The organism is Stenotrophomonas sp. CASM106 (assembly GCF_049384825.1).
Taxonomy (GTDB): Bacteria; Pseudomonadota; Gammaproteobacteria; order Xanthomonadales; family Xanthomonadaceae; genus Stenotrophomonas; species Stenotrophomonas muris.
Map to the genome: position 1 here is coordinate 36,642 of NZ_JBMRFS010000003.1, position 23,685 is coordinate 60,326.

20 protein-coding genes are annotated in these 23,685 nt (G+C 65.6%); 6 read left to right on the plus strand and 14 right to left on the minus strand.

The genetic code is table 11. The features are described 5' to 3' along the window. Positions 1 to 130 precede the first annotated feature (130 nt). The 9 genes from VG556_RS07515 to VG556_RS07555 form a co-directional block, all read right to left on the minus strand. Positions 131 to 397, minus strand: coding sequence for an EexN family lipoprotein (locus tag VG556_RS07515; protein ID WP_014646140.1), 267 nt, complete (start codon positions 395 to 397; stop codon positions 131 to 133). After that, complete coding sequence (locus VG556_RS07520; RefSeq protein WP_014646139.1) at positions 394 to 1,338, minus strand: LysR family transcriptional regulator; 945 nt, start codon at positions 1,336 to 1,338, stop codon at positions 394 to 396. Before VG556_RS07520 ends, VG556_RS07515 begins: the two co-directional genes overlap by 4 nt. A 9-nt stretch (positions 1,339 to 1,347) precedes the next feature. Then, positions 1,348 to 1,683 (minus strand): putative quinol monooxygenase, encoded by a 336-nt coding sequence (locus VG556_RS07525; RefSeq protein ID WP_034010246.1) that lies wholly within the window; start codon positions 1,681 to 1,683, stop codon positions 1,348 to 1,350. A 67-nt stretch (positions 1,684 to 1,750) separates the two neighbouring features. Next, positions 1,751 to 2,254, minus strand: a complete 504-nt coding sequence (locus tag VG556_RS07530; RefSeq protein ID WP_019184026.1) for a Slp family lipoprotein — start codon at positions 2,252 to 2,254, stop codon at positions 1,751 to 1,753. Positions 2,255 to 2,419: 165 nt separating this feature from the next. Beyond that, positions 2,420 to 3,115: a hypothetical protein gene (locus VG556_RS07535; protein ID WP_099589019.1), complete on the minus strand. Its 696-nt coding sequence runs from the start codon at positions 3,113 to 3,115 to the stop codon at positions 2,420 to 2,422. Between the two features lie 180 nt (positions 3,116 to 3,295). Continuing rightward, positions 3,296 to 4,102 (minus strand): MipA/OmpV family protein, encoded by an 807-nt coding sequence (locus tag VG556_RS07540; protein ID WP_019184024.1) that lies wholly within the window; start codon positions 4,100 to 4,102, stop codon positions 3,296 to 3,298. Positions 4,103 to 4,203: 101 nt separating this feature from the next. Beyond that, positions 4,204 to 4,491: an EF-hand domain-containing protein gene (locus VG556_RS07545; RefSeq protein ID WP_034010244.1), complete on the minus strand. Its 288-nt coding sequence runs from the start codon at positions 4,489 to 4,491 to the stop codon at positions 4,204 to 4,206. Positions 4,492 to 4,640: 149 nt separating this feature from the next. Then, positions 4,641 to 5,948: an ATP-binding protein gene (locus tag VG556_RS07550; protein ID WP_019184023.1), complete on the minus strand. Its 1,308-nt coding sequence runs from the start codon at positions 5,946 to 5,948 to the stop codon at positions 4,641 to 4,643. Then, the gene (locus VG556_RS07555) at positions 5,945 to 6,664 is read right to left on the minus strand and encodes a response regulator (RefSeq protein WP_014646135.1); all 720 of its coding nucleotides are present in this window, start codon (positions 6,662 to 6,664) and stop codon (positions 5,945 to 5,947) included. The genes VG556_RS07550 and VG556_RS07555 overlap by 4 nt, the downstream gene beginning before the upstream one ends. A gap of 437 nt (positions 6,665 to 7,101) precedes the next feature. On the opposite strand from VG556_RS07555, the gene VG556_RS07560 reads away from it, so the two are divergent. From VG556_RS07560 to VG556_RS07575, 4 genes are read left to right on the plus strand one after another with little or no spacing between them, the layout of a single operon-like run. Further along, on the plus strand, positions 7,102 to 8,112 hold the full coding sequence (locus VG556_RS07560; RefSeq protein WP_014646134.1) for an efflux RND transporter periplasmic adaptor subunit: 1,011 nt from the start codon (positions 7,102 to 7,104) through the stop codon (positions 8,110 to 8,112). A 9-nt stretch (positions 8,113 to 8,121) separates the two neighbouring features. Next, complete coding sequence (locus tag VG556_RS07565; RefSeq protein ID WP_014646133.1) at positions 8,122 to 11,163, plus strand: efflux RND transporter permease subunit; 3,042 nt, start codon at positions 8,122 to 8,124, stop codon at positions 11,161 to 11,163. A gap of 3 nt (positions 11,164 to 11,166) precedes the next feature. After that, entirely contained in the window at positions 11,167 to 14,235 is a 3,069-nt protein-coding gene (locus VG556_RS07570; RefSeq protein ID WP_019184021.1) for an efflux RND transporter permease subunit, read from the plus strand. Continuing rightward, complete coding sequence (locus VG556_RS07575; RefSeq protein ID WP_034010241.1) at positions 14,232 to 15,656, plus strand: efflux transporter outer membrane subunit; 1,425 nt, start codon at positions 14,232 to 14,234, stop codon at positions 15,654 to 15,656. The genes VG556_RS07570 and VG556_RS07575 overlap by 4 nt, the downstream gene beginning before the upstream one ends. 75 nt (positions 15,657 to 15,731) lie before the next feature. Here VG556_RS07575 and VG556_RS07580 read toward each other — a convergent pair whose 3' ends face one another. The 4 genes from VG556_RS07580 to VG556_RS07595 form a co-directional block, all read right to left on the minus strand. Beyond that, on the minus strand, positions 15,732 to 16,868 hold the full coding sequence (locus VG556_RS07580) for a DUF1501 domain-containing protein (protein WP_014646130.1): 1,137 nt from the start codon (positions 16,866 to 16,868) through the stop codon (positions 15,732 to 15,734). 2 nt (positions 16,869 to 16,870) lie between these two features. Next, positions 16,871 to 18,259, minus strand: a complete 1,389-nt coding sequence (locus VG556_RS07585; protein ID WP_014646129.1) for a DUF1800 domain-containing protein — start codon at positions 18,257 to 18,259, stop codon at positions 16,871 to 16,873. A 76-nt stretch (positions 18,260 to 18,335) separates the two neighbouring features. After that, positions 18,336 to 18,731 carry a hypothetical protein gene (locus VG556_RS07590; protein ID WP_258014872.1) on the minus strand — a complete coding sequence of 132 codons (396 nt, stop codon included), beginning with the start codon at positions 18,729 to 18,731 and terminating at the stop codon, positions 18,336 to 18,338. A gap of 178 nt (positions 18,732 to 18,909) precedes the next feature. Continuing rightward, positions 18,910 to 19,482, minus strand: coding sequence for a PE-PGRS family protein (locus VG556_RS07595; RefSeq protein WP_014646127.1), 573 nt, complete (start codon positions 19,480 to 19,482; stop codon positions 18,910 to 18,912). Positions 19,483 to 19,614: 132 nt separating this feature from the next. On the opposite strand from VG556_RS07595, the gene VG556_RS07600 reads away from it, so the two are divergent. Next, positions 19,615 to 20,304 (plus strand): response regulator transcription factor, encoded by a 690-nt coding sequence (locus tag VG556_RS07600; RefSeq protein WP_014646126.1) that lies wholly within the window; start codon positions 19,615 to 19,617, stop codon positions 20,302 to 20,304. Continuing rightward, entirely contained in the window at positions 20,301 to 21,188 is an 888-nt protein-coding gene (locus VG556_RS07605) for a sensor histidine kinase (protein WP_014646125.1), read from the plus strand. The genes VG556_RS07600 and VG556_RS07605 overlap by 4 nt, the downstream gene beginning before the upstream one ends. A gap of 335 nt (positions 21,189 to 21,523) precedes the next feature. On the opposite strand, the gene VG556_RS07610 is transcribed toward VG556_RS07605, so the two are convergent. Continuing rightward, positions 21,524 to 23,506 carry a relaxase/mobilization nuclease and DUF3363 domain-containing protein gene (locus VG556_RS07610; RefSeq protein WP_014646124.1) on the minus strand — a complete coding sequence of 661 codons (1,983 nt, stop codon included), beginning with the start codon at positions 23,504 to 23,506 and terminating at the stop codon, positions 21,524 to 21,526. Positions 23,507 to 23,685 lie beyond the last annotated feature (179 nt).

The window sequence follows — 23,685 nt, forward strand, 5'->3', positions numbered from 1 at the left end:
TTATCGGGAGAAAGGTCGAGTAATCGGAAAGAATTGGGGCTGCATCGCGCCAAAGAAAAACGCCGCAAGCGAAGGCGCGCTGCGGCGTGTCGAGCAGAAAAGCAGAGGTTTCGTGGTGGAGCACCCACGGTCAGAACTTCGGCGGACTCTCCGGCGGCGTGTAGGGCGTATTGCCGTCGCCATAGAACCGCTTGCGCGTGGCTTCGGCGACTCGATTGCAAAGCACGTCGCCCAGCTTGGGGCGATCCGTCTTGCATTGCTGGCGCAGTTCTTTCAGCCGCACGGGATCGGATGCCAGTTCTTCAACGCTGGGCGCGTCCGTCTTCTCTGGCGTGTCAGTGGGGCCGCAGGCCGTCAGCACCGCAGCAGCCAGCAGGAACGGAATGGTCTTCTTCATGGTTCGGATTCCTCCGGGACATCGGGTTCATCGCCTGGCGTCGGCCTGGCGGCCTCGGGCGAGTCGATGGCCTGCACGCGCTCGATGAAGCGAGCCAGCGTCTCCGATGGTTCGGCATCCAGGCGCAGCAGATAGGTGGTGAGCACGGGCGAACATCCCGCCAGCGCCCGTGCGACCACGCCTTGTTCGCGGCTGGCCGTGATGTGCGCTGCGCCCGTCAGCCCTAGGGCGAACCCGGCCGATACCAAGGCCATCATCAGGTCGCAGGACGCCACCCGCTCGGCCACCAGCGGTTCCATGTCCACGCGGCGCAGCAGGCGATCCACTTGTCGCGCGTGGCCTTCGCACGCCACCGGGTCGCAGAGCACCAGTGGGAAGCGCAGCACTTCTTCCAACGGAATCCGCTTGTACCTGAGCAGGTCATGCCGGGCCGGCACGGCCACCATCAGCGGATCGTTCCAGACAGGCATCGCTACGATGCCGTCACCTGCTTCGTCGGCGCGAGCGAACCCCACGTCGTACAGGTCGTCGTGCAGGCCCTTGATCTGCTGCGACAGCGGCACCTCGGTCAGGCGGATTTCGACTTCGGGTTCTTCCTGCCTGCACAGCGCCAGCAAGGCCGGCAGACGCGACGGCGTAATGCCGTCGGACAGGGCGATGCGCAACTGGCCGTGGAAGCCATTGGCCGCGGCCTTCGCACTGTCGCGCGCCTGCTGCAAAGCAGTGAACACGCGCGGCACGTGATCCAGGAACAGTTTGCCCGCACGGGTCAGTCGCGTGCTGCGCGTGGTGCGGGCGAACAGCGCCACGCCCAGTTCTTCCTCCAGCTCCTTGATGGCGCGTGACAATGGCGACTGCTCGATGTGCAGGCGCTCAGCTGCACGGGCGAAGTGCAATTCTTCGGCGACAGCCAGGAAGCAACGAAGATGGCGAAGCTCCATAACGTTCGCTCATTCCAACCAGGTAATTGGCTGAAAATCCACGGATTCACAGCATGCTCGCACGCGCGCCACTCCATCCAAGAAGTACGGCGTATGCTCGTGTCGGAACAGTGCCTCGGCATCGACCCAACGCTCCAGCAGGAAAAATCGGTTTTCCGATAGGCTTCCTCGGGCAATGCGATAGTCCAGACATCCTGGATCTTGAATGGCGGCCTCGCGTAATGCCTGCAGCACGTCACGCATTTCCTCTATGCGATCACTCGATGCCTTCAATGCGATGATCAATTCAACAACCGGCATGTCATCCTCATTGGAATTCAGCGGCATCGTCTCGTAGGCATACATGCTTGCCACCTTCGACAGTTGATGGAATCAAAGGCCATTTTGATGTCTTGGCGCTTTCCCTTACCGTCTACCACCACCAACCGCGGTAACCCCAGACAGGACCGTAGTAGGGATATGGATAGACCACGCGCGCTTCCTTCGTTTCGGGCCACAGATAAATCACGCTGGCATTGACTCTGGGCAATGTGTAGTCGTACTCGCCGATCTTGGTCGTGGTAGTACCTTCGATCGTGCCCACGACGGTGACCTCGCGTCCCGGGGCGAACACGACTGGATCGTAGAAGTCCGCGTGACAGGCGACGAAGCGTCCGCCTGCCGCATCCGGTGTGCTGCGGTTCGGGCGAGCATGGCTGTCGAGAGGTCGAGAGATCAGTTGCACGCAGGTCGAGTCCGGTCCTGGCTTGGTTTCGACGATGCTGCCACCCCAGCGCACTTGCGCAACGGCCTGCGCGCCGGCCGCCACATCGTGCGGGCTAACTTGGGTGAATGTGCCTTGCAGCGGCTTGGGCGCGGTGGCACAGGCGGTAAGGGCGATGCAGGCAGCAAGGGAAAGCAGGATACGAATTTCCATGAAGCTCTCCGATGGAGCAAAGGACGAGAATTGCAGGGACGGCCGTGATGGGGCCAATAGGACCCGAAACTCGCGCAATTTCTTCCCAAGGGCGGTAAGGTGGGCGCCGCTACGGAGACGGCCAGAGGGAGGAGAATCCGCCCCGCAGCGGCACCCAGACAAGCATCAGCGGCAGGACACCACCTCACCCGAGGCGTTGGTGCAGCTGCCGGTGTGGGTGAGCGTGCCGTTGCTGACTTCGGTCGAACCGGAGTAGCTGTTGCCATTGCGACCAGTCATCTCAGTGCTGCGGCTGCCGGAATAGCTTCCATCGTCGGTCTTGGCGAAGTTGCTGCTGCGACTAGCACTGCCCCCATTGGCACCTTCGACCGAGGCGTTGTAGTTGTAGCCGGCATTGCCTGCGCCATCCCGGTAACCGTTGGCCGTGCGGCTCGCACGCCCGCCATTCGCCCCTTGGACGGAGGCGGTCGCGCTCCTCCCGGCGCTGCCATCGGCATTGCGATAGGCATTGGCCTGATAATGGGCGCTCCCGCCATAGATGGTGCCGGCGCTGCCGGAGCGACTGGCGCTGCGATTGCCGTTTCCGTCGGCGCTGAAGTTACGGGTACGAGCATAGACGGCCGAGGGGTGTGTTGGCGTCGAGACGATGACCGGCGCGGGTTTCCTCACAACGACGGCTGTGGCGGGCGGTGCTGGCACCGCGACTACGACTGGCGCCGGTTTCCGTACTACGACGGTCGCTGCCGGCGGCGCGGGCGGCGGGACTACGACAACCGCAGCGTGCGCGCTGCTGATGTCCGCGAAGGGGATGGCGACGGCGGCCAGGACGGCCAGTTTCGAAATGATTTTCAGTAAATACATGGTGGGACTCCTGTGCTATGGGATAGGGGAAATGGCGGCGCGGGGACGCCGCGCTTGAAGGTGCCGGCGGTGGGAATCGCACGCTCTGCCAAGGATGCTCACCGACCATGCGTCAACATCCGCATACACTTCCCACGCGCCGGCGTAAGTAGGAGTGGCCGGTCTTGCTCCGATCTACCGTCAGAATCGACGTGCCAGGAATGCAGACATGCTGCGCTGGGTCTCGTCCTCGACCAGCGGACTGGCGCGCGCTTCGGACTGCAGCCTCGCGATCCGCAGGCCCGCGCCGAGGATCCATTTGGGAGATACCGCGTAACTGATCCCCGCCTGCATCGCGATTTCCTGAAGGCCACCGGAAGGCTCGTATTGCGCGAGTTCGGTACTGCCAAGCGGGACACCGAAGTAGGTCCGCATGTTTTCGTCATCTGCCCAGGTCGCCGACGGTCCGAAGGTGATACGCAGCCTGGGATTCAGGGTAATAACGCGCTCCAGACGGAGCGTCGCGATCATTCCTTGTTCGCTGTCGCCCAGCGCCTTGGCTCCGGTCAGCGTGGCCGATACCTGCTCATAGTTCCATTGCGCGAACACCAATGCGGCGCTGCCTCGCTCGATGTCTTCCACACCCGCTTCTCGCTGGCGATTGTCGGCTTCGCGAGGCTCGTTGGCTTGGGTGGAAAATCCTGCGCCGAAACGCCAGCCGCCATCGGTTTTCCATGCTGCGCCGGCTTGAAGTGGCGATCCGCCAAACGGGTTTCCCACGTAGAACGCACTTCCCGAGAAGCGCAGGCTCAGGACAGGAAGAGGAATGGTTCGCTGGTCATCGCTTCCCGGCGCATCCGGGATTGACGCCGCGCCCAGGCCGATCAGACCATGCATCTTGTGATCGTCGTCCGACGACCATGCATCTTGCGCACGCGCGTTGATCGGCTTGGCTGAAAGGAAGAGAGATGCGAGCGCAAGCACCGCACCCGTGAACTGCTTTGGCATCGGGCGATTCCTCGCGAAGGAAGAGAGCCCCGTTCACCGGCCCGGGAGAGACCGGGAGATGGGTGTGCCGGTGAACGGGGAGGAAACTGGCTATGCGAGGCTTAGTTGCCCCTGCCGGCCGCGGCCGCTTGCTGGGCGAATGCGCGGAGCTGATCCAGGGTCACGTAACCGTTTCCGGCGGCGTCGATCTTGGAGAAGTTCTTGGCGATCCGAGGCATGCCCCTCTCGGCCTCGGCTTGGGTCAGCTTGCCGTCCTGATCGGTGTCGGCCTGCTTGAACCGCGCTTCCAGCTGCTCGGCGGCCTTGGCACGATCAGCGCCGCCGAACTGCGGCGCGGCCAGGGCCAATCCAGGCAGCACCAGCAAGGAAGTCAGAATGAGGGATCGCATTTGGCAGTACTCCTATTGGGTTGATGGAATCAGGCGGAGTAGATCCGGCCTGATGAATCCATGCTAGGAAGTGCTGCTGCGAGAGGTGTTGCGCTCGGTAAGGCAGATGTTTCATTTCCTTACAGAGGTTTGGCGCGTACAGATGACCTTCAGTTCGGCGATGCCTGAACGGGCAGCACGATGGTCGCATGCAGGCCGCCTTCAGGCGGACTTTCCAGGCGCAGATCCCCGCCATGAATCCTTGCCAGGCGGTCCACGATCGCCAGACCCAGACCCGTGCCTCCGTTGTTCGAGCGTGCATCGTCGGCACGCGTGAATGGCCGCGTCAGGTACTCCACCTGGTCCGGCGGAATGCCGGGGCCAGCGTCACGAACACGGATGCTCACACATCCATCGCCGACCTGCGTGTCTACGGCCAGCCCTGTCTTGCCGTAGCGCACGGCATTTTCCATCAGGTTGGCGATGGCACGTTGCAATGCCAGCGGCCGCAAGCACATCGTAGGAAGGGCAGGGTCCAGATTCAGAGCGAAAGTGTCCCCACGCTCGCCGAATTCCGCGGCAAGCTGCTGTACGAGGATGTTGACGTCGAGTATGGACGGTGCCTCGTCACCCTCGGTTCGGCCGAAGTCCAGGAACTGGCCGAGGATTGCATCGATCTGCTGGATGTAGCCGCTGGCGGTGTGCTCGTCCAGCTGGTCCATGGCCAGCAACAGGCGCAGCTTGGTCAACGGCGTTCGGATGTCGTGCGAGATGCCGGCCAACATCAGCGTACGCATGCCTTCGTTGCGTTCCAGGTTCTCGGCCATGCGATTGAACTGCCTCGTGACCGCTGCCAGTTCGCTGGGTCCGTCTTCGGGCAGTCTACCGGGCGCCCGGCCGCTACCCAGGGCATGGGTTGCGCGTTGCAGCTGCCGTAGCGGGCGATTGATTCTTCGCTGGATGAGCCAGGCAGCCAGCAACATCAGGCCGACGATCAGCCCCGAAGTGGCCACGGCGACGGTCATGGCCCGGTCGCGCAGCTGCACATGAAGCGGTAACGATAGCCAGTAGGCCTGATCACCCACCTGCATCCGTACATGGGCAGCGCCCAGGTGCGTGATCGCCGGCCGGCTGCCTGGCGGCAGTTGTCTCTCCAGGCGCCGGGCAAAATCGGTCAGCCAAATGCCGCCGCTCTCCTCCCCGTGAGAAGCATTCCCCTCAATGGCGGGGCTGATCTTCATGGCGCCTTCGGCGTTGATCCGCCGGATCACGTCGTCGCGCTCGCCAGGAGGCAGTGCCGCGAGGATGACGCGTTGGGTGTTGATCTGCGAGGCGACAAGCGTCGCCAGCCCTTCGCTGCGGGGCTTCTGCAGGAGTTGGTAGAAGGTCGCGAACACCGAGAACTCCAGCGCCAGCGCCAGAACCATCAGCAGCAGAAAATTACGCGCCAGTAGCGACCTGGGCCAGGGCAGTTTCATTCGGAGGCCTGGGCAACGAACATGTAGCCTACGCCCCATACCGTGCGGATGTAGCGTGGTGATGACGGGTCGTCCTCGATCTTGCGTCGTAGACGCAGGACCTGCACATCCAGGCTGCGATCGAGCGAGTCGTACTCGCGCCCCTTCAGCTTCTCCAGCAGATGCTCGCGGCTCAAGGGGCGCCCGGCATTGGTCGCCATAATGCGCAAGAGCTGAAATTCCGAACTGGAGAGCGCCAGTACCTCACCATGGCGTGTCACCTCCATCCGAGTCAGATTGAGAATGAAGGGCCCGAAGTGGATGACGTTGCCACCGGCCCAGCGGCCATCGCAGTTCACCATGGACTGCCGGCGCAGGATCGAATGCAGCCGTGCAATCAGCTCGCGCGGGTCGAAAGGTTTCGCCAGATAGTCGTCAGCGCCCATTTCAAGGCCCAGGATCCTGTCCACCGCCGCCCCGCGTGCGGTCAGCATCAGGATGGGAACGGTGCTTCCCTCCGCGCGCAGGCGACGGCAAATCGACAAGCCGTCCTCGCCAGGCATCATCAGGTCCAGGATCAGTACGTCGAAGGGTTCACGCCGTAGTCGTTCGTCGAGTCGGTCGGCGGAAGCCAGAATCTGTACGTCGAAGCGATGCTCGCCCAGATAGCGGCGCAGCATGTCGCGCAATTCCAGGTCATCGTCGACGACCAGTATTCGGTGCGGTGCATCTTCCACGGAGTCTGCCATTCACGAAGGGTTAGACAAATTCTTCGCGCAAGAGGCGTTGCCTTGCAACCGCAACCGCACCGTCAGGGCATGATGAATCTCGGAAATAGCCCTTTTGTTTCAGCCACTTGTCCATGACGGTCGACCAAGGCTGTAACCGAATGTAACAACATGTGCGCAGTTTGAAGCCGATTGGGCAGGCGGCGTTCGTACCATGCCGCCCCGACGAGGAAGGTTCGTAACGGCCCCGCATCGATCCATGCCGATCGGGGCTCGGCCCTTCCTTCTCTCCCTTCCTTGCTTCCGTGTGGCCTATTCCAGTGAAAGTCCGACGTTGGCGCCCTGTGGCGCTGCTTACCCTTTTGCTCGTTGTGATCGTTCTCGTAGCCAGCTTACTAGTTAGACATCGTCAAGCAGGCCAAGGCGACGAGAATGTATCGCGGGTCGTGCGGACCACAGCGATCGCCGTACGCGACGTGCCTGTATTTCTGAACGCGGTCGGTACCGTCACGCCATCGACCACGGTCATCGTGCGTGCCCAAGTACAAGGCACGTTGGCCTCGATCAACTTCAGGGAAGGACAAGTGGTCGCCCGCGGCGATCTGCTGGCTACGATCGATGATCGTGCGTTGCGGGCGCAGTTGCAGACGGCGGAAGGCGCGCTGCTGCGAGATCGCGCACAACTCGCCAACGCGCGCCGCGACCTGGATCGCACGCGGGCGCTGGTCGACATTGGCTCCGCCTCGCGCCAGCAGCTCGACACGCAAGAGACTGCGGTCCAGCAGGCCGAGGGCATAGTCAAGGCGGACTCGGGCTCGGTGGACAACCTGCGCGTACAGCTGAGCTATACCCGGATCACCGCGCCCATCGACGGTGTGGTGGGCCTGCGGGCGGTGGATCTTGGCAATCTTGTGCAATCCGGTGATGCCAACGGCGTTGCCACGCTGACGAGCGTATCGCCGACGACGGTGAAGTTCGCGCTATCGATCGACCAGATGTCCCGTGTACTCAACGCACGGCGACAAGGTCCTGTACGGGTTGATGCGTTGGGCCGGGACGGCGGCGACGTGCTTGCCGAGGGCAGCCTGGAGGCCATCGACAACCGCGTGGACGCCGCAACAGGAACGGTGATGTTGCGCGCCCAGTTCAACGATGCCGCGCACCGATTGTTTCCCAACCAATTCGTCAGCGCGCGGGTCCATCTGCAGACACTGGAAAACGCCATGGTCGTGCCGCTTTCGGCGATCCGGTACGGCAACCAGGGTGCCTATGTCTTCATGATCAAAGACGACAAGGCGCATCTGCAGAACGTAACGATGGGGCCGACCCTGGACAGCCAAAGCGTGGTGGTCGCCGACGCGCTCAAGCCCGGCATGCAGATCGCAGTCGACGGCATCGACGCGCTGGAGGACGGTGTTGCGGTGCGCGTGGTCGCGCCGGCGCAAGCCGGGCGTTGAACCTACGCCATGAATCTCTCCAGCACCTTCATCCGCCGGCCGGTGGCCACCGCACTGCTGATGGTCGGCGTACTGCTTGCCGGTCTTATCGGCTATCGCAGCTTGCCGATCTCGGCACTGCCAGAAGTCGACTATCCCACCCTGCAGGTCTACACCGAGTATCCCGGCGCTGGACCCGACGTAACCGCGAACACCCTTACCGCACCGCTCGAGCGCCAGCTGGGACAGATCGCGGGACTGGAGCGTATGCGGTCGAGCAGTGCCAATGGTGCCTCGGTCATTACGTTGCAATTCGGCCTGTCCACCTCGCTGGAGGAAGTGGAGCAGGAAGTGCAGGCCGCGATCAACGCGGCGCGGGCACGCCTGCCCGACGACCTGCCTTATCCCCCGGTCTACAGCAAGGTCAACCCAGCCGACACGGCGGTGCTGACGCTCGCCATGACGTCCGACGTGCTGCCGCTGACGCAGGTGCAGGCGTTGGCCGAGACGCGCATCTCGCAGAAGATCTCGCAGATGTCCGGTGTCGGGCTGGTAACGGTCAGCGGCGGCCACCGTCCCGCAGTCCGCGTTACGGTCGATACACGCCAGCTCGCCAGCCACGGGCTGACGCTGGCAGACGTCGAGGCGGCCCTGACCGCCGCCAACGTCAACCTTCCCAAGGGCACCATAGACGGTCCGACGGTCGCCTACGCGATCGGCGCCAACGACCAGTTGGTCGAACCGGAAGAATATGCATCGTTGGTGCTGGCCTGGCACGATGGTGCGCCGCTGTATCTGCGCGAAGTGGCGCAGATCGCCACCGGAGCGGAAGACACGCGACAGGCGGCCTACGCGAACGACACGCCGGCGATCCTGATCAGCATCCAGCGCCAACCCGGTGCCAACGTGATCAGGACCGTCGACGGCATTCGCGCCGCGCTGCCGAGCCTGTCGGCCGCCCTGCCCAGCTCGGTCCGTCTGCAGATACTGAGCGACCGAACCGAGACGATCCGCGCATCGGTTCACGACGTGCAGGTCGAACTGCTGATTGCGATCGTGCTGGTGGTAGCGGTGATCTGGGTATTCCTGCGCAACTGGCCAGCGACGATCATCCCGGGCATCACCGTCCCATTGTCCCTGCTTGGCACGGTGGCGATCATCTATGGGCTGGGGTTCAGCCTCAACAATCTGACCCTGATGGCGTTGACCGTGGCCACTGGCTTCCTGGTCGACGATGCCATCGTGATGATCGAAAACATCAGCCGGCACATGGCGATGGGCAAGTCGCGCATGCAGGCCGCTTTGGAAGGTGCCGGACAGGTCGGCTTCACCATCGTATCGCTGTCGGCAGCCTTGATCGCGGTAATGATCCCGCTGTTGTTCATGGGCGACGTGGTTGGCCGCCTGTTCCGCGAGTTTGCAGTGACCCTCTCGGTGGCCATCGTGGTGTCGGCAGGCGTGACCCTGACGCTGGTACCGATGCTGTGCGCGCGCGTGCTCAAGCCGGAGGCCGAGCACGACGAGGCAGGGTTCTTCGTGCGCCTGGAGCGTGGCTATGCACGATTGCTGGATCGCCTGATGCAGCGCCGTGCGGCGGTCATGCTTGCCGTGGCCGGCGCGACGGTGCTGACCCTGGCGCTGTTGTGGGCGCTGCCGAAGGGCCTGTTCCCGGTGCAGGACACCAGCATGCTGCAGGGCGCGCTGCAAGTCGATGCGCACAGTGCGTTCTCGCGCATCCAAGAGCGCGAGCAGGCCGCAGCGCGGCTGGTGGCTGCCGATTCGGCCGTGGAGAACATCTCCATCAGCGCCGGCGTGAGCCAGACCAACACCGCGCTCGGGACCGTGCCAATGCTCGTGCGCCTGAAGGCGGGAAAGGACACCAGCGCCACAGTCATCAAACGCCTCGCCGACAAGGCGCAGCGCGCCGGTATGGTGCTGCACCTGCGCCCGGTCCAAGACCTGACACTCGATACCCAGTCCTCGTCCATGCCCTATGCGGCAGGCCTAGAGTCCACCGATCGTGGCCTGCTGGCCGAGTGGACGTCGAAGCTGATGGCCGCCATGCGAGCCGATCCAGCGTTCTCTGCGGTGGACAGCCAGGCAGCCCGCCGGGGCCTGCAGGCACGTTTGGACGTGGATCGGGTCGCGGCTTCGCGCCTGGGCGTGAACATGCGCAGTATCGATGACACACTGTACGCAGCGTTTGGTCAGAATCAGGTCTCGACCATCTATACCGACCTGAGCCAGTACCACGTCGTACTGGCCGCCAAGGGCGGCCTGCAGGACATACGGGACGTGCTGCAGCGCATCCACGTACCCGGCACCAATGGCACCCCTGTCTTGCTGGCCGCGCTGGCCACGATCGACGCGGGGGACGCGCCGGTATCATTCGAGCGTCAGGGGCAGTTCCCTTACGCCGATATCGGTTTCGATCTGGCCGATGGCGTCACCCTCGGCGACGCGGTGAAGCGGCTGGACTCCATTGCCAAGGACATCGGCCTGCCGGCTGCGGTCACGCTGCATCTGGAAGGCGCGGCCGGCAGCCTGGGCGGCGCCATGTCCGGCCAAGCCATTCTGATGCTGGCGGCGGTGCTGGTGGTGTATCTGGTGCTGGGCATGCTCTATGAGAGCTTCATCCACCCGTTGACGATCCTGTCCACCTTGCCCTCGGCAGTGTTGGGTGCGCTGGCGGCGCTGATGTTGAGCGGCAGCCAGTTCGACGTGATCGGAACCATCGGCGTGGTGCTGCTGGTCGGCATGGTCATGAAGAACGCGATCATGATGATCGATTTCGCGCTGGAGCTGGAGCGTGACCACAGCCTGGACGGTACCGAGGCGATCAAGCGCGCCTGCGAGCAGCGCTTCCGGCCGATCCTGATGACCACGCTGGCCGCATTGCTGGGCGCCGTTCCGCTGGCGTTCGGCAGCGGCATGGGCGCGGAGCTGCGCCACCCGCTGGGCCTGGCCATCATCGGTGGGCTGATCGTGAGCCAGTTGCTGACACTGTTCTCCACGCCGGTGATCTACCTGTTGCTGCGTCCGGCCGAGCAGGCCCTGGCCAAGCGGATCTAAGCCATGGCGATCGATCTGTCCGGTCCGTTCGTGCGTCGGCCGGTGGCCACCACTCTGATCGCCGTCGGCATCATGCTGCTGGGCCTGCTGGCCTTTCGCATGCTGCCGGTGGCTTCGCTGCCGCAGGTGGAATTCCCCACCATCGCCGTTACCGCCAACCTTCCCGGTGCCGATCCGGATACCGTCGCCAGTTCGTTGGCCACGCCACTGGAGCGCCAGTTCAGCGCCATCGCCGGGATCACCGACATGACGTCGGTCAGCTATAGCGGCTCGGTGCGCATCGTGATCCAGTTCGACCTGGCCCGCGACGTGGACGGCGCCGCACGCGACGTGCAGGCCGCCATCAACGCCGCGATGAGCCGCCTGCCCAGCGACATGGACGGCGTGCCGACCTATCGCAAGGTCAACCCCGCCGAAGCGCCAATCATGGCGCTGGCGCTGACCTCGCAGACCGATGACAGTGCCGCGCTGTACGACGCAGCATCCACGTTGCTGCAGCAGAAGCTGCTTCAGACCGAAGGCGTGGGCGATGTGCAGGTCGGTGGCGGCGCGCTGCCGGCCGTGCGTGTGGAGCTGGACGGGCAGCGGCTGAGCCAGTACGGGATCGGTCTGGACCAGATCCGGCAGTTGCTGAACGGTGCCAATGCGCGTCGCGCCAAGGGATCGGTGCAGGTCGGCGACGCCGAATACGCGCTGGCCGCCAACGACGATCTGCTGCAGGCGGCCGCCTACCGGGACCTGGTGGTGCGCGACAACGCCGGCGCGGTGGTCCGGCTGTCCGACCTGGGCTCGGTCACCGATTCGACGCAGAACGTCCGCAGCTTCGGCTTGATGAACGGGCGGCCGGGCGTGGCACTGATCATCAGCAAGCGCCCCGGCGCCAACGTGGTCGAGACCGTGGACCGGGTCCGCGCGCAGCTGCCGGAATTGCAGGCCGCCGTGCCCGCCACCATGAAGCTGGACGTGATGCTGGACCGGACCCAGACCATCCGCGCCTCGCTGCACGAGGTGGAGCTGACGCTGGTGGTGTCGATCCTGCTGGTGATCGCGGTGACAGCGGTCTTCTTCCGCGACTGGCGCGCCACCCTGGTGCCGGCGGTCGCGGTGCCGCTGTCGCTGCTGGGTACCTTCGCAGTGATGTGGGCGCTGGGCTACAGCATGAACATCCTCTCGCTGATGGCGCTGATCGTCGCGGCCGGATTCGTTGTGGACGACGCCATCGTGGTGGTGGAGAACATCATGCGCCACCAGCAGATGGGCAAGAGCCGCGTGCAGGCGGCGCTGGACGGCGCGCGCGAGGTTGGTTTCACCGTGTTCTCAATCAGCGTCTCGCTGGTGGCGGTGTTCATTCCGCTGCTGCTGATGTCTGGCCTGGTCGGACGCCTCTTCCGCGAGTTCTCGGTCACGCTTGCGGCCGCGGTGCTGGTATCGATGGTCATCTCGCTCACCGTCACCCCGATGATGAGCCGCATGCTGTTGCGTCCGGCGGACGACGCGCGGCACCCCGATGGGCAGGGCGCTTCCCCCGATGGCTTCTATGGACGCACACTGCGCTGGACGCTGCAGCGCCCGCGGCTGATGGCCTGGGCTACCGCTGCGGTCGTCGGCCTGGGACTGGTCGTGTTCGCGGTCATGCCCAAGGGCTTCTTCCCGCAGCAGGACACGGGCTTGCTGCTGGGCCAGGTCTATGGGCCGCAGAACATCTCCTTCGGGCAGATGCGCGATCGCTTCAGCGAAGTGGTACGCATGTTGCGCGGCAATCCGTCCGTCGACCAGGTGATCGGCGTCCTCGGGGCTACCGGCAGCAGCGCCTCCAACGCCGGCGCGCTCTACGTCACGCTCAAGCCGCTGCACGATCCGCGCCAGGACAGCGCGGATGTGGTCATCGACCAGTTGCGCAAGACCTTCGCCAATGAGGCCGGCGTGCAAGTGACGCTGCAGGCCGTGCAGGACATCGGCGTCGGCGGGCGGCAGTCGGCCGGGCAATATCAGTTCACCTTGTCGGCCGACAACCGCGCGGCCCTGGATGTGGCCGCTGCGCGGGTCGAACAGGCCATGCGCAAGGTTTCGTTGATCACCGACGTCAGCTCCGACCTGATGGACGGCAGCGTCGAGGCGCAGATCGAGATCGACCGGCCCGCTGCCGCGCGGCTCGGCGTATCGGCGCAGGCCATCGATCAGGCGCTCTACGATAGCTTCGGCCAGCGCCTAGTTTCCACGATCTACCGGGAAATGAACCAGTACCACGTGGTCATGGGGCTGGACCCGTCGCAGGCTGGCAACCCCGCGACGCTGGACCAGATCTACGTCACGCCTGGTCACGGCAGCGAGCTGGTGCCACTGTCGGCAATAGCGCGCTGGAGCGTGCAGAAGACCAGCCTGTCACAGTCCCACCAAGGCCAATTCCCCGCCGTCACGCTGTCCTACAACCTCAGTCCCGGCGCTTCGCTGGGACCGGCGCAACGCGCGATACGGCAGGCGGTCGATGCGCTGCACCTGGACCCAGGCATCGCCGCGGCGCCTGCAGGCAATGCCAAGGCCTTCGCCGACACGGTCAAGACGATGCCGTTGCTGATTGTCACCGCGCTGCTGGCCGTATACATCGTGCTGGGCATGCTCTACGAGAGCCTGCGTCATCCGCTGACCATCCTCTCCACCTTGCCCTCTGCCGGCATCGGTGCGCTGATCGCGCTGGCGGCGGGGGGCTTCGAGTTCAGCATCATCGCGCTGATCGGCGTGATCCTGCTGATCGGCATCGTCAAGAAGAACGCGATCTTGATGATCGATTTCGCATTGCAGGTCGAGCGCGCCGAGGGACTGTCTCCGCAGGAGGCGATCCTGCGTGCCAGTCTGGTGCGGCTCCGCCCCATCATGATGACCACGCTTGCGGCAATCCTGGGAGCAGTCCCCCTGGTCATCGGTTCCGGCTACGGCTCCGAGTTCCGGCAACCACTGGGCGTGGCGATCATCGGCGGGCTGATGCTCAGCCAGGTGCTGACGCTCTATTCGACACCGGCGATCTATGTGCTCATGGATCGATTCGGCACCCTCCACCGCAGGACCCCACCATGACACGCATTTCCCGATCTCGCAGGCGCCTGCTCGCCAGCGCGCTACTGCCTCTGGCGCTGGCGGCCTGCACCGTGGGCCACGACTATGTCCGGCCCGACCTGCCCGTCCCCGAACGGTTCGAGGAGGGCGGCATGGTGTGGACGCGTGCCGACCCGGAACCGACTGAATGGTACGGCGAGGCCTGGTGGCAGGCCTGGCACGATCCCGACCTCAATGAGCTGCAAGAGCGCGCGCAACAGGCCAACCTGTCCATTGCGGCAGCGGACGCCGCGTGGCGCCAGGCTCAGGCGGCAATCGGCGAGGTCCGTGCGGCCGGGAGGCCGCAGGTCAGCATGGGCGTTTCGCAAAGCCGCAGCGAGAACACGGCGGCTGCGCAGGGGCTGGGCGAGGGACAGGTGCGCCAGCAAGCTACTGCACAGGGTACCGTGAGCTGGGAGCTGGACCTGTGGGGAGCCGTGCGCAGGCGCGCCGAAGCCCAAAGTGCGCAGGCCGAGGCCTCGGCGCAGGATCTGCATGCGCAACGGCTGAGCATCGCCGCGACCGTGGCCAGCACCTATCTGTCGTTGCGCCAGACCGAAGTGCAGATGGCGCTACTGGAGAATCAGGTCGATGCCAACGGCCGACTGCTGGAGATGACCGAACGGGCGAATGAGCTTGGCACCGCCTCGCCCAACGACGTGGTGGAGACGCGCAACGCACTGGACAGCAGCATCATGGGACTGGAAGCGGCCTCGGCCACGCGCGCCCGGTGCCTGCATGCGCTGGCCGCGCTCACCGGGCAGGCACCGTCATCGTTCGTGCTGGCTCCCAGGCCCGAATACGGGTTCGAGGCACCGGCGCCCCCGGCGGTGATGCCGGCCGAACTGCTGCGGCGCCGCCCCGACGTGATGGCGGCCGAGGCACGGGTCAAGGCTGCCAATGCGCAGGTGGGAGCCGCGCAGGCCGCGTATTTCCCGAGCCTGGGGTTGTCGGCCAACGGTGGCTATGTCGGCGGCAGCGTCGACGATCTGCTCGATGCGCCGCTGCGAACCTGGTCGCTCGGCGCGCAACTGCTGGGCACGGTGTTCGACGGTGGTGCGCGTCGATCGCAAACGGCGCAGGCGCGCGCCGGCTACGAGGCTACCGTTGCCCAGTACCGTCAGAGCGTGCTGGGCGCACTACAGGAAACCGAGGATGCGCTGTCGGACTATGGTTATCAGCAACGCCAGGCCGCATACGCGGCGCGTGCGACCTTCGACCGCCAGGAAGTCTGGCAGCGCAAGCAACGCGAGCAGATGCTGGGCACGGCGAGCGAGCGCGACGTGCTGGTGGAGACGTTGAGCATGCTCGATGCGCAACAGACCGCGCTGAGCGCGCAAGGCGCATTGGCCCAGGATGCGGTGGCGCTTTTCAAGGCGGTTGGTGGCGGCTGGCAGGAGTAGCAAAGTAGTCGAGGGATTTTCCAGCAACGCCCGCCGATCGGCATCTTCGGCGACCTGGACTCGACGGTTCGAGTGCTAAACCAGCAACCCATCCATCGGGCGCACCTTGCCGCTATCCGGGAACACCGCCGTGTCCAGTGTTCTCATGTCCAGCCGCAGGTGCCCGGCAAGCACGCCCTTGAACAAGGCCCTCATGTCCGTCGTCACGCGCACGTCCCGACCTTCGTTGAGATCGCCCGGAGCCAGTCCAGGCCACTGCCCGGCAATATGCCCCCCGCGAACCGCCCCGCCGGCCAGCAAGGCCAGCCCTCCCGTTCCATGGTCGGTCCCCCCGGTGCCGTTGACTTTGGCGGTCCGGCCAAACTCGCTCACCACGACCACCACCGTGCGGTCCCAGATCGGCTGCGCGGCCTCGTGGAAGGCCCGCAGTCCCACGTCGAGCTCGGACAGCTTGTTCTTCAGGATCGCGGCTTCGTTGGCGTGGGTGTCCCAGCCGGAATCCTCCACGAACCCGATTCGCGGTCCGTCGGCCTTGGCCATGAAGCGCCCCGCCGCCGTGGTGGCGGCCACCATGCGCGCTGCGCGGCCGCCCACGCCGGCGACTGTTCCCTGGGTGGCCATTGCCCGGGAAAAACTGGCGGATAGCGCCGCGTCATGCGAATAGAGGGGCTCGAGCCGCTGCAACAGGATCGGATTGACGTCCTCCGGCAGGGGCGGCGACCAGGTCGCGGCGTCCCCCGGGCCACGCATGATCAGCGGCATCACGCTGCCGATGGCCAATGCCTCGCCATCGGCCATTGCGCCGGCACAGCGGTTGAGCCAGCCGGTCCCGGCGCCACTGGGGCGACCGGTGCCATTCTCCAGGCAGTTCTGGGCGTCGAAATGCGAACGCTCCTGATACGGAGGGGCCACCGCCACCACCGGCAGCAGCTGCTTGCGCCGATAAAGATCGTGCGCGAAAGACAGCGACGGATGCAGCGCGAAGCTGCCATCCAGCGCCGGTGCATCGTCGGGAACCAGGCTGCCGCGCAGGCTGCGGTATTGGGGATCGTCGCGGGGAATCAGCGTATGCAGTCCATCCAGTCCTCCGCGCAAAAGCACGACCAGCAGCCGGGTATCGCCCGCTGTCCGGGCCTGGCCCTGCCACGGCCACAGGGTCAACGTGGTCACCGCGCCGGCAGCGCCCAGGAACATGCGTCGGGTCAGCGTCATGGTCAGATCCTCCACTGGAAGGCGGGGCTGGCGAACAGGAGGGCGAGGCCGTCACGCGGCGACTCGGCCCGGCGCAGGGCGGACCGCGTTTCTTCGTCCAGCGTGTCGGCGAAGATGGCGCGGGCGGTACCTTCCGGATCGAGCCGATCCTCCGGTACGGCCTCGGCCAGCGCCTGCGCACTCTGGATCCGCTTCCAGAGCGCATCCGGACCGCTCCACTGTGCGGCCTCGTCGGCGAAGCCGGCGGGCGAGCGCGGGGTGAACGGCGGTTGTCCCATCCTGTCCAGCAAGGTGTACAGGGCCTGCGGGCGGGAGCTGTCCAGCACGCCGCCGGCGCGCACAGCCGACAGCAGATAGTCGTCGGGCGTCTTGAACTTGCGTGCCGACTCGCCCCAGGCGGCCGGATGGCGGATCAACGCGGCATATACCTGCGCCAGGTCGCCGCCGGAAGCGAGCCAGGTTCTTGCCATCGCCTCCACCAGCGCCTGCGGCGGCTCGTCGCTGACCAGGTGGCGGGCGATCTTCCACGACACGTGCCGTGCGGTGGCGGGATGGACCGCAAGATCGGCCAGGACGGCCTGGCCCTGCGCCAGTCCGTCCTCGGCGTAGCGCTTGCCCATCACCACGCGCGATCCGCCTTCATGGGCGTTGGCGCGGAACATGAAGGCACGCACCGGCGCGCCGCGCTCGAAGTCCTGCGGCGCCGGCACGCTCCATCCGGTGATGGCCTTGGCCAGCTCGGTCACGTCCGCCTGCGAATACCCGCCTTGCACCCCCAGCGTGTGCAGTTCGAGGATCTCGCGGGCCAGGTTCTCGTTGAGCCCGAGTTCCCGCTCCGGATTCCGCCGATGTGCGCGGACTGCCAGTTTCGAGTCCGCCCCGGCCGATCGCGTGTTGTCCAGGAATCGCAGCATCGCCGGATGGGTTTCCACCGCCAGCAGCATGTCGGCGAATCGCCCCAGCACGTGCGGGCGGATCGCTTCGCGCTCCATCGGCGCGGCATAGGGCGCCGCCACGCGCTTGTCCACGGACACGGCGAAATGGTTCGACCAGAACCGCACCATGCGCTCCCTGAAGCTGGTCGGGCTGGCCACGGCAACCTGGTGGCGCAGCAGCAGTTCATGCAATTGCGCCTGCCGCTGGCGCCTGGCCAGCGGCATCGCGCCCCCGGCCGGGCCGCGTTGCCTGGATTCGCGCCGGGTTTGCCGCAGGGCAATGTCCTGGCGCAGATATTCCAGGCTGCCGGGCAATTCGGCCAACGCCGGCTCCGAAGCCGGCATTCGCAACTGCGCCAGGAGCCATTCCTGCGGGTCGGTGATCGAATCGATCTCACCGGGCCGGGCGCCCAGGCCAAAACGATTGGCCGCGCTGACAGCGTGCTGACGGTTCATGCGTGACGACCTTCAGTGCTCATGTGATGAGACATCGTTCGAGGTGGCGTCCGACAAGCGGGTCCGGGACGCACGTTCAACGGCAACGGTCGAACCGATCCGGCGATGCCCCCGGCCCGCCGCGCCAGCCCGGCGGGTTTTCCCAGTTGGTGCCCCGGCCACCGGCCGGACCTGGCGGGTTGTTGTCGATATCCATCCAGCAGCGGCGGCCCTGGTTCCACAAGCCGTATCGCGGATGCCAATAGCCCCAGCGCGGGCTGTAGTAATAACCGCCGCTGACGAGCTTGAACTCGTAACGCACGCCGTCGCGCCGGTAGAAACGCTGGTTGGGCGAAGCGCCCGGACCGCCACGCCAGCCCGGCGGGTTTTCCCAGTTGGTGCCGGGGCCGCCGGCGGGGCCGGGCGGATTGTTGTCCCAATCCCGGTGCTGGGCGGCAGCACAGCCGGTAACGGCCAGTGTGGAGAGCAGCATCGGGGCGATCCAGCGAATGGCAGTGTGCATTGCATGCTCCTTCTTGCTCGATGTGGAAGACACGCCAGGGACAACGCCTTGCTGGATGCCGCGCTGACGTGTCAAGTGATCACATTTGGGTAACAGCCAGCTACGTGATCGCCCCAGTCAGACGACCGGGGCGCCGCGCGTCTGGCTATCAAGGCCGCTTGATGCCATAGCCATGGGCCTGGCCTTTGCCTCGTACGGCGGCCTTGCCCTTGACGGAACCATCTCCGATGGCCACGCCCCGTCCGGCCACCGAACCGGTGCCCGATTTGCGGTGGATCCGGCCATCTTCGCCCCGGTAATACACCGTCCCCGTTCCGCTGGCCTGACCTTTGCCGATGGCCGCCCCTGTTCCCGTGGCCGTGCCGCTTCCGATGGCACCGCTGACAGGGGTGTTCCCATGCGTGGGCCGGACGGCGCCATCCCCTTCGACCCGCCCATGGCCGGCGACCAGTGCCTTTCCGTCCACCTCGCCTGCGCCCACCGCGACGCCACGGCCATCCACGGTTCCGGTACCCGATTTGCGATGGATAAGTCCATCTTCGCCGCGGTAGTAGACCGTGCCGGTCCCGCTGGCCTCCCCTTGGCCGACAGCGAGGCCTTGTCCATTCGCCGAGCCTTGGCCTGCCGCCATCCCGTTGCCGCTGACGCCGGTATCCTGGGCGGCCCACGCCGGTGGAACGGCCAAAACCAGCATCAGGATCACCGTATTCTGCTTCTTCATCGTCGTATCTCCATGACTGTCCCGGATCGGACACCGCCAGTCTCGAGAGCGATATCGGAAGGAATCCGGAAAGCCGGCTGGATGCGCTGCGGCTGGTTGGTTTAGGTTTAGCCGGCACCGCAGAGGCACCCCATGCAGCAGAGCCCCCGCATCCTGGTCGTCGACGACGAACCCAACCTGCGCCGCGCCGTGGAAGTCGCACTGCGCTTGCGCGGGTTCGAGGTCGACACGGCCGCCAACGGTCGGGAGGCGTTGGCGCGCATCGCACAGCGCCGCCCGGACGCCATCGTGCTGGACCTGGCCATGCCCGACATCGATGGCCTGGCGCTTCTCCCGCTCATCCGCAAACGCACACAGGTGCCGGTCCTGATGCTCACGGCAAGCACCGAACTGGGGGACAAGATCGTGGCGCTGGAGGGCGGGGCCGACGATTACCTCACCAAGCCCTTTGCCATGGACGAACTCAAGGCGCGGCTGGTGGCGCACCTTCGGCGCGGAGCGGGATCGAGCGACCTGCTGGCGTATGCGGATCTGCGTGTCGATCCACTCAGGCGCCGCGCATGGAAGTCGGATTCGCCATTGGCCCTGTCCGCGCGTGAGTTCGATCTGCTGGTCGGCCTGATGCGCGAGCAGGGGCGGGTCTTCCGCAAGAGCCAGTTGCTGGAGTCGGTCTGGGGAGTGGACGCCGAAGTCGGTACGGAAACGGTGGATCGATTCGTGTCCTTGCTGCGTGCGAAGCTGGAGGCCGATGGAAGCCCGCGTCTGGTCCAGACCGTGCGCGGCGTGGGCTACACACTGCGCATCGAGGAGAAAATCGGATGAAGCGCTCCACGCGAACGGCTTGGATTTCGGCCGCGGTGTGCTGCGTGCTGGCGTTGGCGATCCTGCTGATGGCCTTGCTGGTCTATCCGCGCGTGGGTCCGGGCGTGCTGAAGCGCTATTGGGCAGTGTCGGCCATCAGCCTGGTGCTGTCGGCGCTGGTCGGATACCTGATCGCGCAACTGGCCCAGGCCACGGTCGCACGCGACGCCCAGGCAAAGGAGTCAAGGTTGCGAAGCCATCTGGCCGAGGCCGGGCACGAGTTGCGAACGCCATTGGCGGTGATGTCCGCCTCGCTCGACAACCTGCGGCACGCCATCCGCCCTGGCGATACCAGCGCCTATACCCAGCTCGATGGCCTGCAGCAGGAGGTCAAAAGGATGAGCGCCCTGGTCGCCGACGTGTTGCTGCTGGCCCGGCTGGATGTCATGCGTCGCCCATCGAACGAATGGATCGCGCTCGTGCCGACGCTGGAAGAACTCGCGGCCGAGGTCAGGCAACTGGAACCGGATCGCGTGATCGCCGTACAGGCGGCTCCCGGACTTCGTGTTTGCATGGACCCGACCATGCTGCGCGAGATCATCCGCAACCTGCTGGACAATGCGCGCAAGTACGCTCCCGGATCGCCCATCGACCTGCGGGCGACCGCAGACAACGGCATGGTCCTGATCCAGGTCGGCGACCACGGCCCCGGCATGGACGAGGAAGACCGCATCCTGGCCTTCGAGCGCCACTACCGCGGCAGTACGTCGGTCGGGAAACCGGGCAGCGGGCTCGGGCTGGCCATCGTCCAGGCGGCGGTGTCGAAGCACGGCGGCTCGGTTGATCTGGACAGCCAGCCGGGCCGAGGCACTTACGTCCGTGTTCGCGTCCCCATGAATCAATGAAATTCATCCTGCAGGCTTGTCCGCCCACCCTTCATAACTCCAATGACAGATTCAACTCGAAAGCCGGGCGCAGCTAGGACGGAAGCGCAATGGTTCAGGGTCACGCCGCGGCACTATTTACGCCAGCCTGTGACCCAATTACCTACCTGATGCGAGTACCGTCGATCGCCAGAAGGTCTGGCAGGGCAAGGAGCGCGGACAGGTATTGGGAATAGTGAGCGAACGAGACCCGCCGATAGAGAAGTCGAGCATACCGCGCTCACAGGTGCATTGGCCGCAGGATGCGGTGGCGCTTTTCAAGGCGGTTGGTGGGGCTTTGCTTATGAGCAACAGTTCTATCCGATGCCAGGCCAGCGCTGAGGCCCAAACTCCCAGGACACCCCGCCACCGCGCACCGTCGCGGCGAGTTGCTGCCCCAGCCGCTGTTCGATCACCGGCCGCCACGGTACCAGGCTGAACCCCATGCCATCATCGAGCATCGCGTAGCGACCGCTGGCGAGCATGACCGAGCGACGGTAGATGCCGGCCACGCGCTGACCGTCGGCGATGGGCCTATGCTCCAGTCCGGTGTCGGCGGCAATGTCTTTCGTGGCTTGCGCCAATTCCCGATTGCGCAGCGTAGCCAACAGATTCCGGGTGAGGATCACGCGCTGGCCGCGCTTCTCGGCCAGCCCCCGTTCGGCCAGGAAGTCGGCACGCTGCTGCATCGCCTGCTTGGCCTCGCCACCAAAGCCCAGGTCGCCCAAGCCTCGGCCGCCGTTAATCAACTGCTGATCCAGCCAAGTGGCGCCGATGACGCGGGCCTGCCGCTCGATGGGTAGGTGCGATTTCAGCTCCACCGCCACACCGCCCAGGCGCTGCGCGTCGTAGCGGCGGCCACGCTCGGCCAGGTCGTCCGGCACCTTCCATAGCCCGTCGGCCACGCGCTCCACGATGCCGGCCCGGCGCAGGGCTTCCAGTCGGCGGACATGGGCCGCAACGACTTCCTGCGGGTCACGACCGGGCTTGGCTCGGCCTTGCTCAATCGCCAGGTGATGATCGGTGCGATACAGCCCATCGCTCGCCAGCGCGGCGATGTTCCTGTCGGCGGCGCGCACGTCGGCCGATCCCTTCACCTCCACCACGGCGCCGGTCGGATAGTTCGCCAGCTCGTCGCGGGCGTTCAGCGCGACGTAGTGGGCCTTGCCGTCCACGCCGTCGATGACCAGATAGCCGCGGTCGTGCAGTTCGTCGGCCAGCCCCTTGGCTGCTACGCGGCCGAAGATGGTGCGGCCGTCATCGCCCGGCTCGAACACCGCCAGCTCGCGCGGCTGTCCGCTCATGGCGCGCTGCATCGTGCGGATGATGTCGCCACGCTCGCCCAGGGCGCGCAAGGTCTTCTCGGCATCGGTATGGATGGCCCAGGAGCCCGGCTGCGCCTCGTCGGCCAAGCCCAGGCGCTGCAAGCGCTGCAGGCGGCCGATCAGCAGCAGGCGCTGGCGCTGCAAGCGGGGTTCGTTGAGCCGTTCGACATGCACCAGGCCATCGTCGCTGGCCTCGCGCTTCAAGGTGCGATCCAGGCTCGTCCACCGCTCCTGTTCCACCTCGCGCCCCAAGGTCTGCTGGATCTCCAGCTCGGTGCGCGGCCCCAGCCATTCGGTCGCCAGCTCGGCGGCGCGGTGGCGGAAGCCATCGGCGATGTAGTCGCCCGCGATGATGAGGTCTTTGCCGGTGTCGTCGCGCCCGCGCACGATCAGGTGGGTGTGCGGGTTGTCGGTGTTCCAGTGATCGACCGCCACCCAATCCAGCCGCGTGCCCAGGTCGGCTTCCATGCGATCCACCAGATGCCGGGTGTAGGTGCGCAGGTCGTCCAGTTCGGCCCCGTCCTCCGGCGAGACGATGAAGCGGAAATGGTGGCGGTCATCGGCGCAGCGTTCCTTGAAGGCATCGAGGTCAGCTTCGTCGGCCTGTGGCCCGTAGGCCCGGCCCGGTTCGCCATCGCGACCCGCGCCGTCGCGCTCGATGTAGCGCAGGTGCTTGGCGAGCGACTGTGGGCTGGCCCGTTGGTGATTGACCAGCAAGGTTTTGATGGTCACGCGCCGCGACATGGGCGTCAGCTTCGCGCCGGCGAAGCGCGCCGCCGTATGGCCGCGCCCCAGGCGTGAGCCGGGACGCTGGCCGGTGGCAGCCGCCCCAGGACGGCGCACCGCCGACTTGCCGCTGCTGGCTTTTCCGGCCTGCTTGAGCACCTTGGAAACGAAGCTCTGCCCCTGGCCCTTACCCCGGTTCTTCGGGGCGCTGGGGCGCACGCGGAAATCGTCGTCGCGGCGGTCGGTCATGGCCGTTCTCCCTGCAAGCTCTGGCGTGTCCGGTCGTGCGAAGCACGCGGACATGCCCGCATTGGCGCGACCTTCGCGCCGAACGCGGCACGGCGGCGAAGCCGCTCCGTGCCGCGCCACCCCCATGTGCAGACTGGCTTTCGACGCGGCCCGGTGCCACGTCCTTTTGTCTTGCCTTC

Bases quoted from the DNA above. Each gene is read 5' to 3' on its own strand.
- VG556_RS07515 (WP_014646140.1), bottom strand. From the start codon at position 397: ATGAAGAAGACCATTCCGTTCCTGCTGGCTGCTGCGGTGCTGACGGCC.
- VG556_RS07520 (WP_014646139.1), bottom strand. From the start codon at position 1,338: ATGGAGCTTCGCCATCTTCGTTGCTTCCTGGCTGTCGCCGAAGAATTG.
- VG556_RS07525 (WP_034010246.1), bottom strand. From the start codon at position 1,683: ATGTATGCCTACGAGACGATGCCGCTGAATTCCAATGAGGATGACATG.
- VG556_RS07530 (WP_019184026.1), bottom strand. From the start codon at position 2,254: ATGGAAATTCGTATCCTGCTTTCCCTTGCTGCCTGCATCGCCCTTACC.
- VG556_RS07535 (WP_099589019.1), bottom strand. From the start codon at position 3,115: ATGTATTTACTGAAAATCATTTCGAAACTGGCCGTCCTGGCCGCCGTC.
- VG556_RS07540 (WP_019184024.1), bottom strand. From the start codon at position 4,102: ATGCCAAAGCAGTTCACGGGTGCGGTGCTTGCGCTCGCATCTCTCTTC.
- VG556_RS07545 (WP_034010244.1), bottom strand. From the start codon at position 4,491: ATGCGATCCCTCATTCTGACTTCCTTGCTGGTGCTGCCTGGATTGGCC.
- VG556_RS07550 (WP_019184023.1), bottom strand. From the start codon at position 5,948: ATGAAACTGCCCTGGCCCAGGTCGCTACTGGCGCGTAATTTTCTGCTG.
- VG556_RS07565 (WP_014646133.1), top strand. From the start codon at position 8,122: ATGAATCTCTCCAGCACCTTCATCCGCCGGCCGGTGGCCACCGCACTG.
- VG556_RS07570 (WP_019184021.1), top strand. From the start codon at position 11,167: ATGGCGATCGATCTGTCCGGTCCGTTCGTGCGTCGGCCGGTGGCCACC.
- VG556_RS07575 (WP_034010241.1), top strand. From the start codon at position 14,232: ATGACACGCATTTCCCGATCTCGCAGGCGCCTGCTCGCCAGCGCGCTA.
- VG556_RS07580 (WP_014646130.1), bottom strand. From the start codon at position 16,868: ATGACGCTGACCCGACGCATGTTCCTGGGCGCTGCCGGCGCGGTGACC.
- VG556_RS07585 (WP_014646129.1), bottom strand. From the start codon at position 18,259: ATGAACCGTCAGCACGCTGTCAGCGCGGCCAATCGTTTTGGCCTGGGC.
- VG556_RS07590 (WP_258014872.1), bottom strand. From the start codon at position 18,731: ATGCTGCTCTCCACACTGGCCGTTACCGGCTGTGCTGCCGCCCAGCAC.
- VG556_RS07595 (WP_014646127.1), bottom strand. From the start codon at position 19,482: ATGAAGAAGCAGAATACGGTGATCCTGATGCTGGTTTTGGCCGTTCCA.
- VG556_RS07600 (WP_014646126.1), top strand. From the start codon at position 19,615: ATGCAGCAGAGCCCCCGCATCCTGGTCGTCGACGACGAACCCAACCTG.
- VG556_RS07605 (WP_014646125.1), top strand. From the start codon at position 20,301: ATGAAGCGCTCCACGCGAACGGCTTGGATTTCGGCCGCGGTGTGCTGC.
- VG556_RS07610 (WP_014646124.1), bottom strand. From the start codon at position 23,506: ATGACCGACCGCCGCGACGACGATTTCCGCGTGCGCCCCAGCGCCCCG.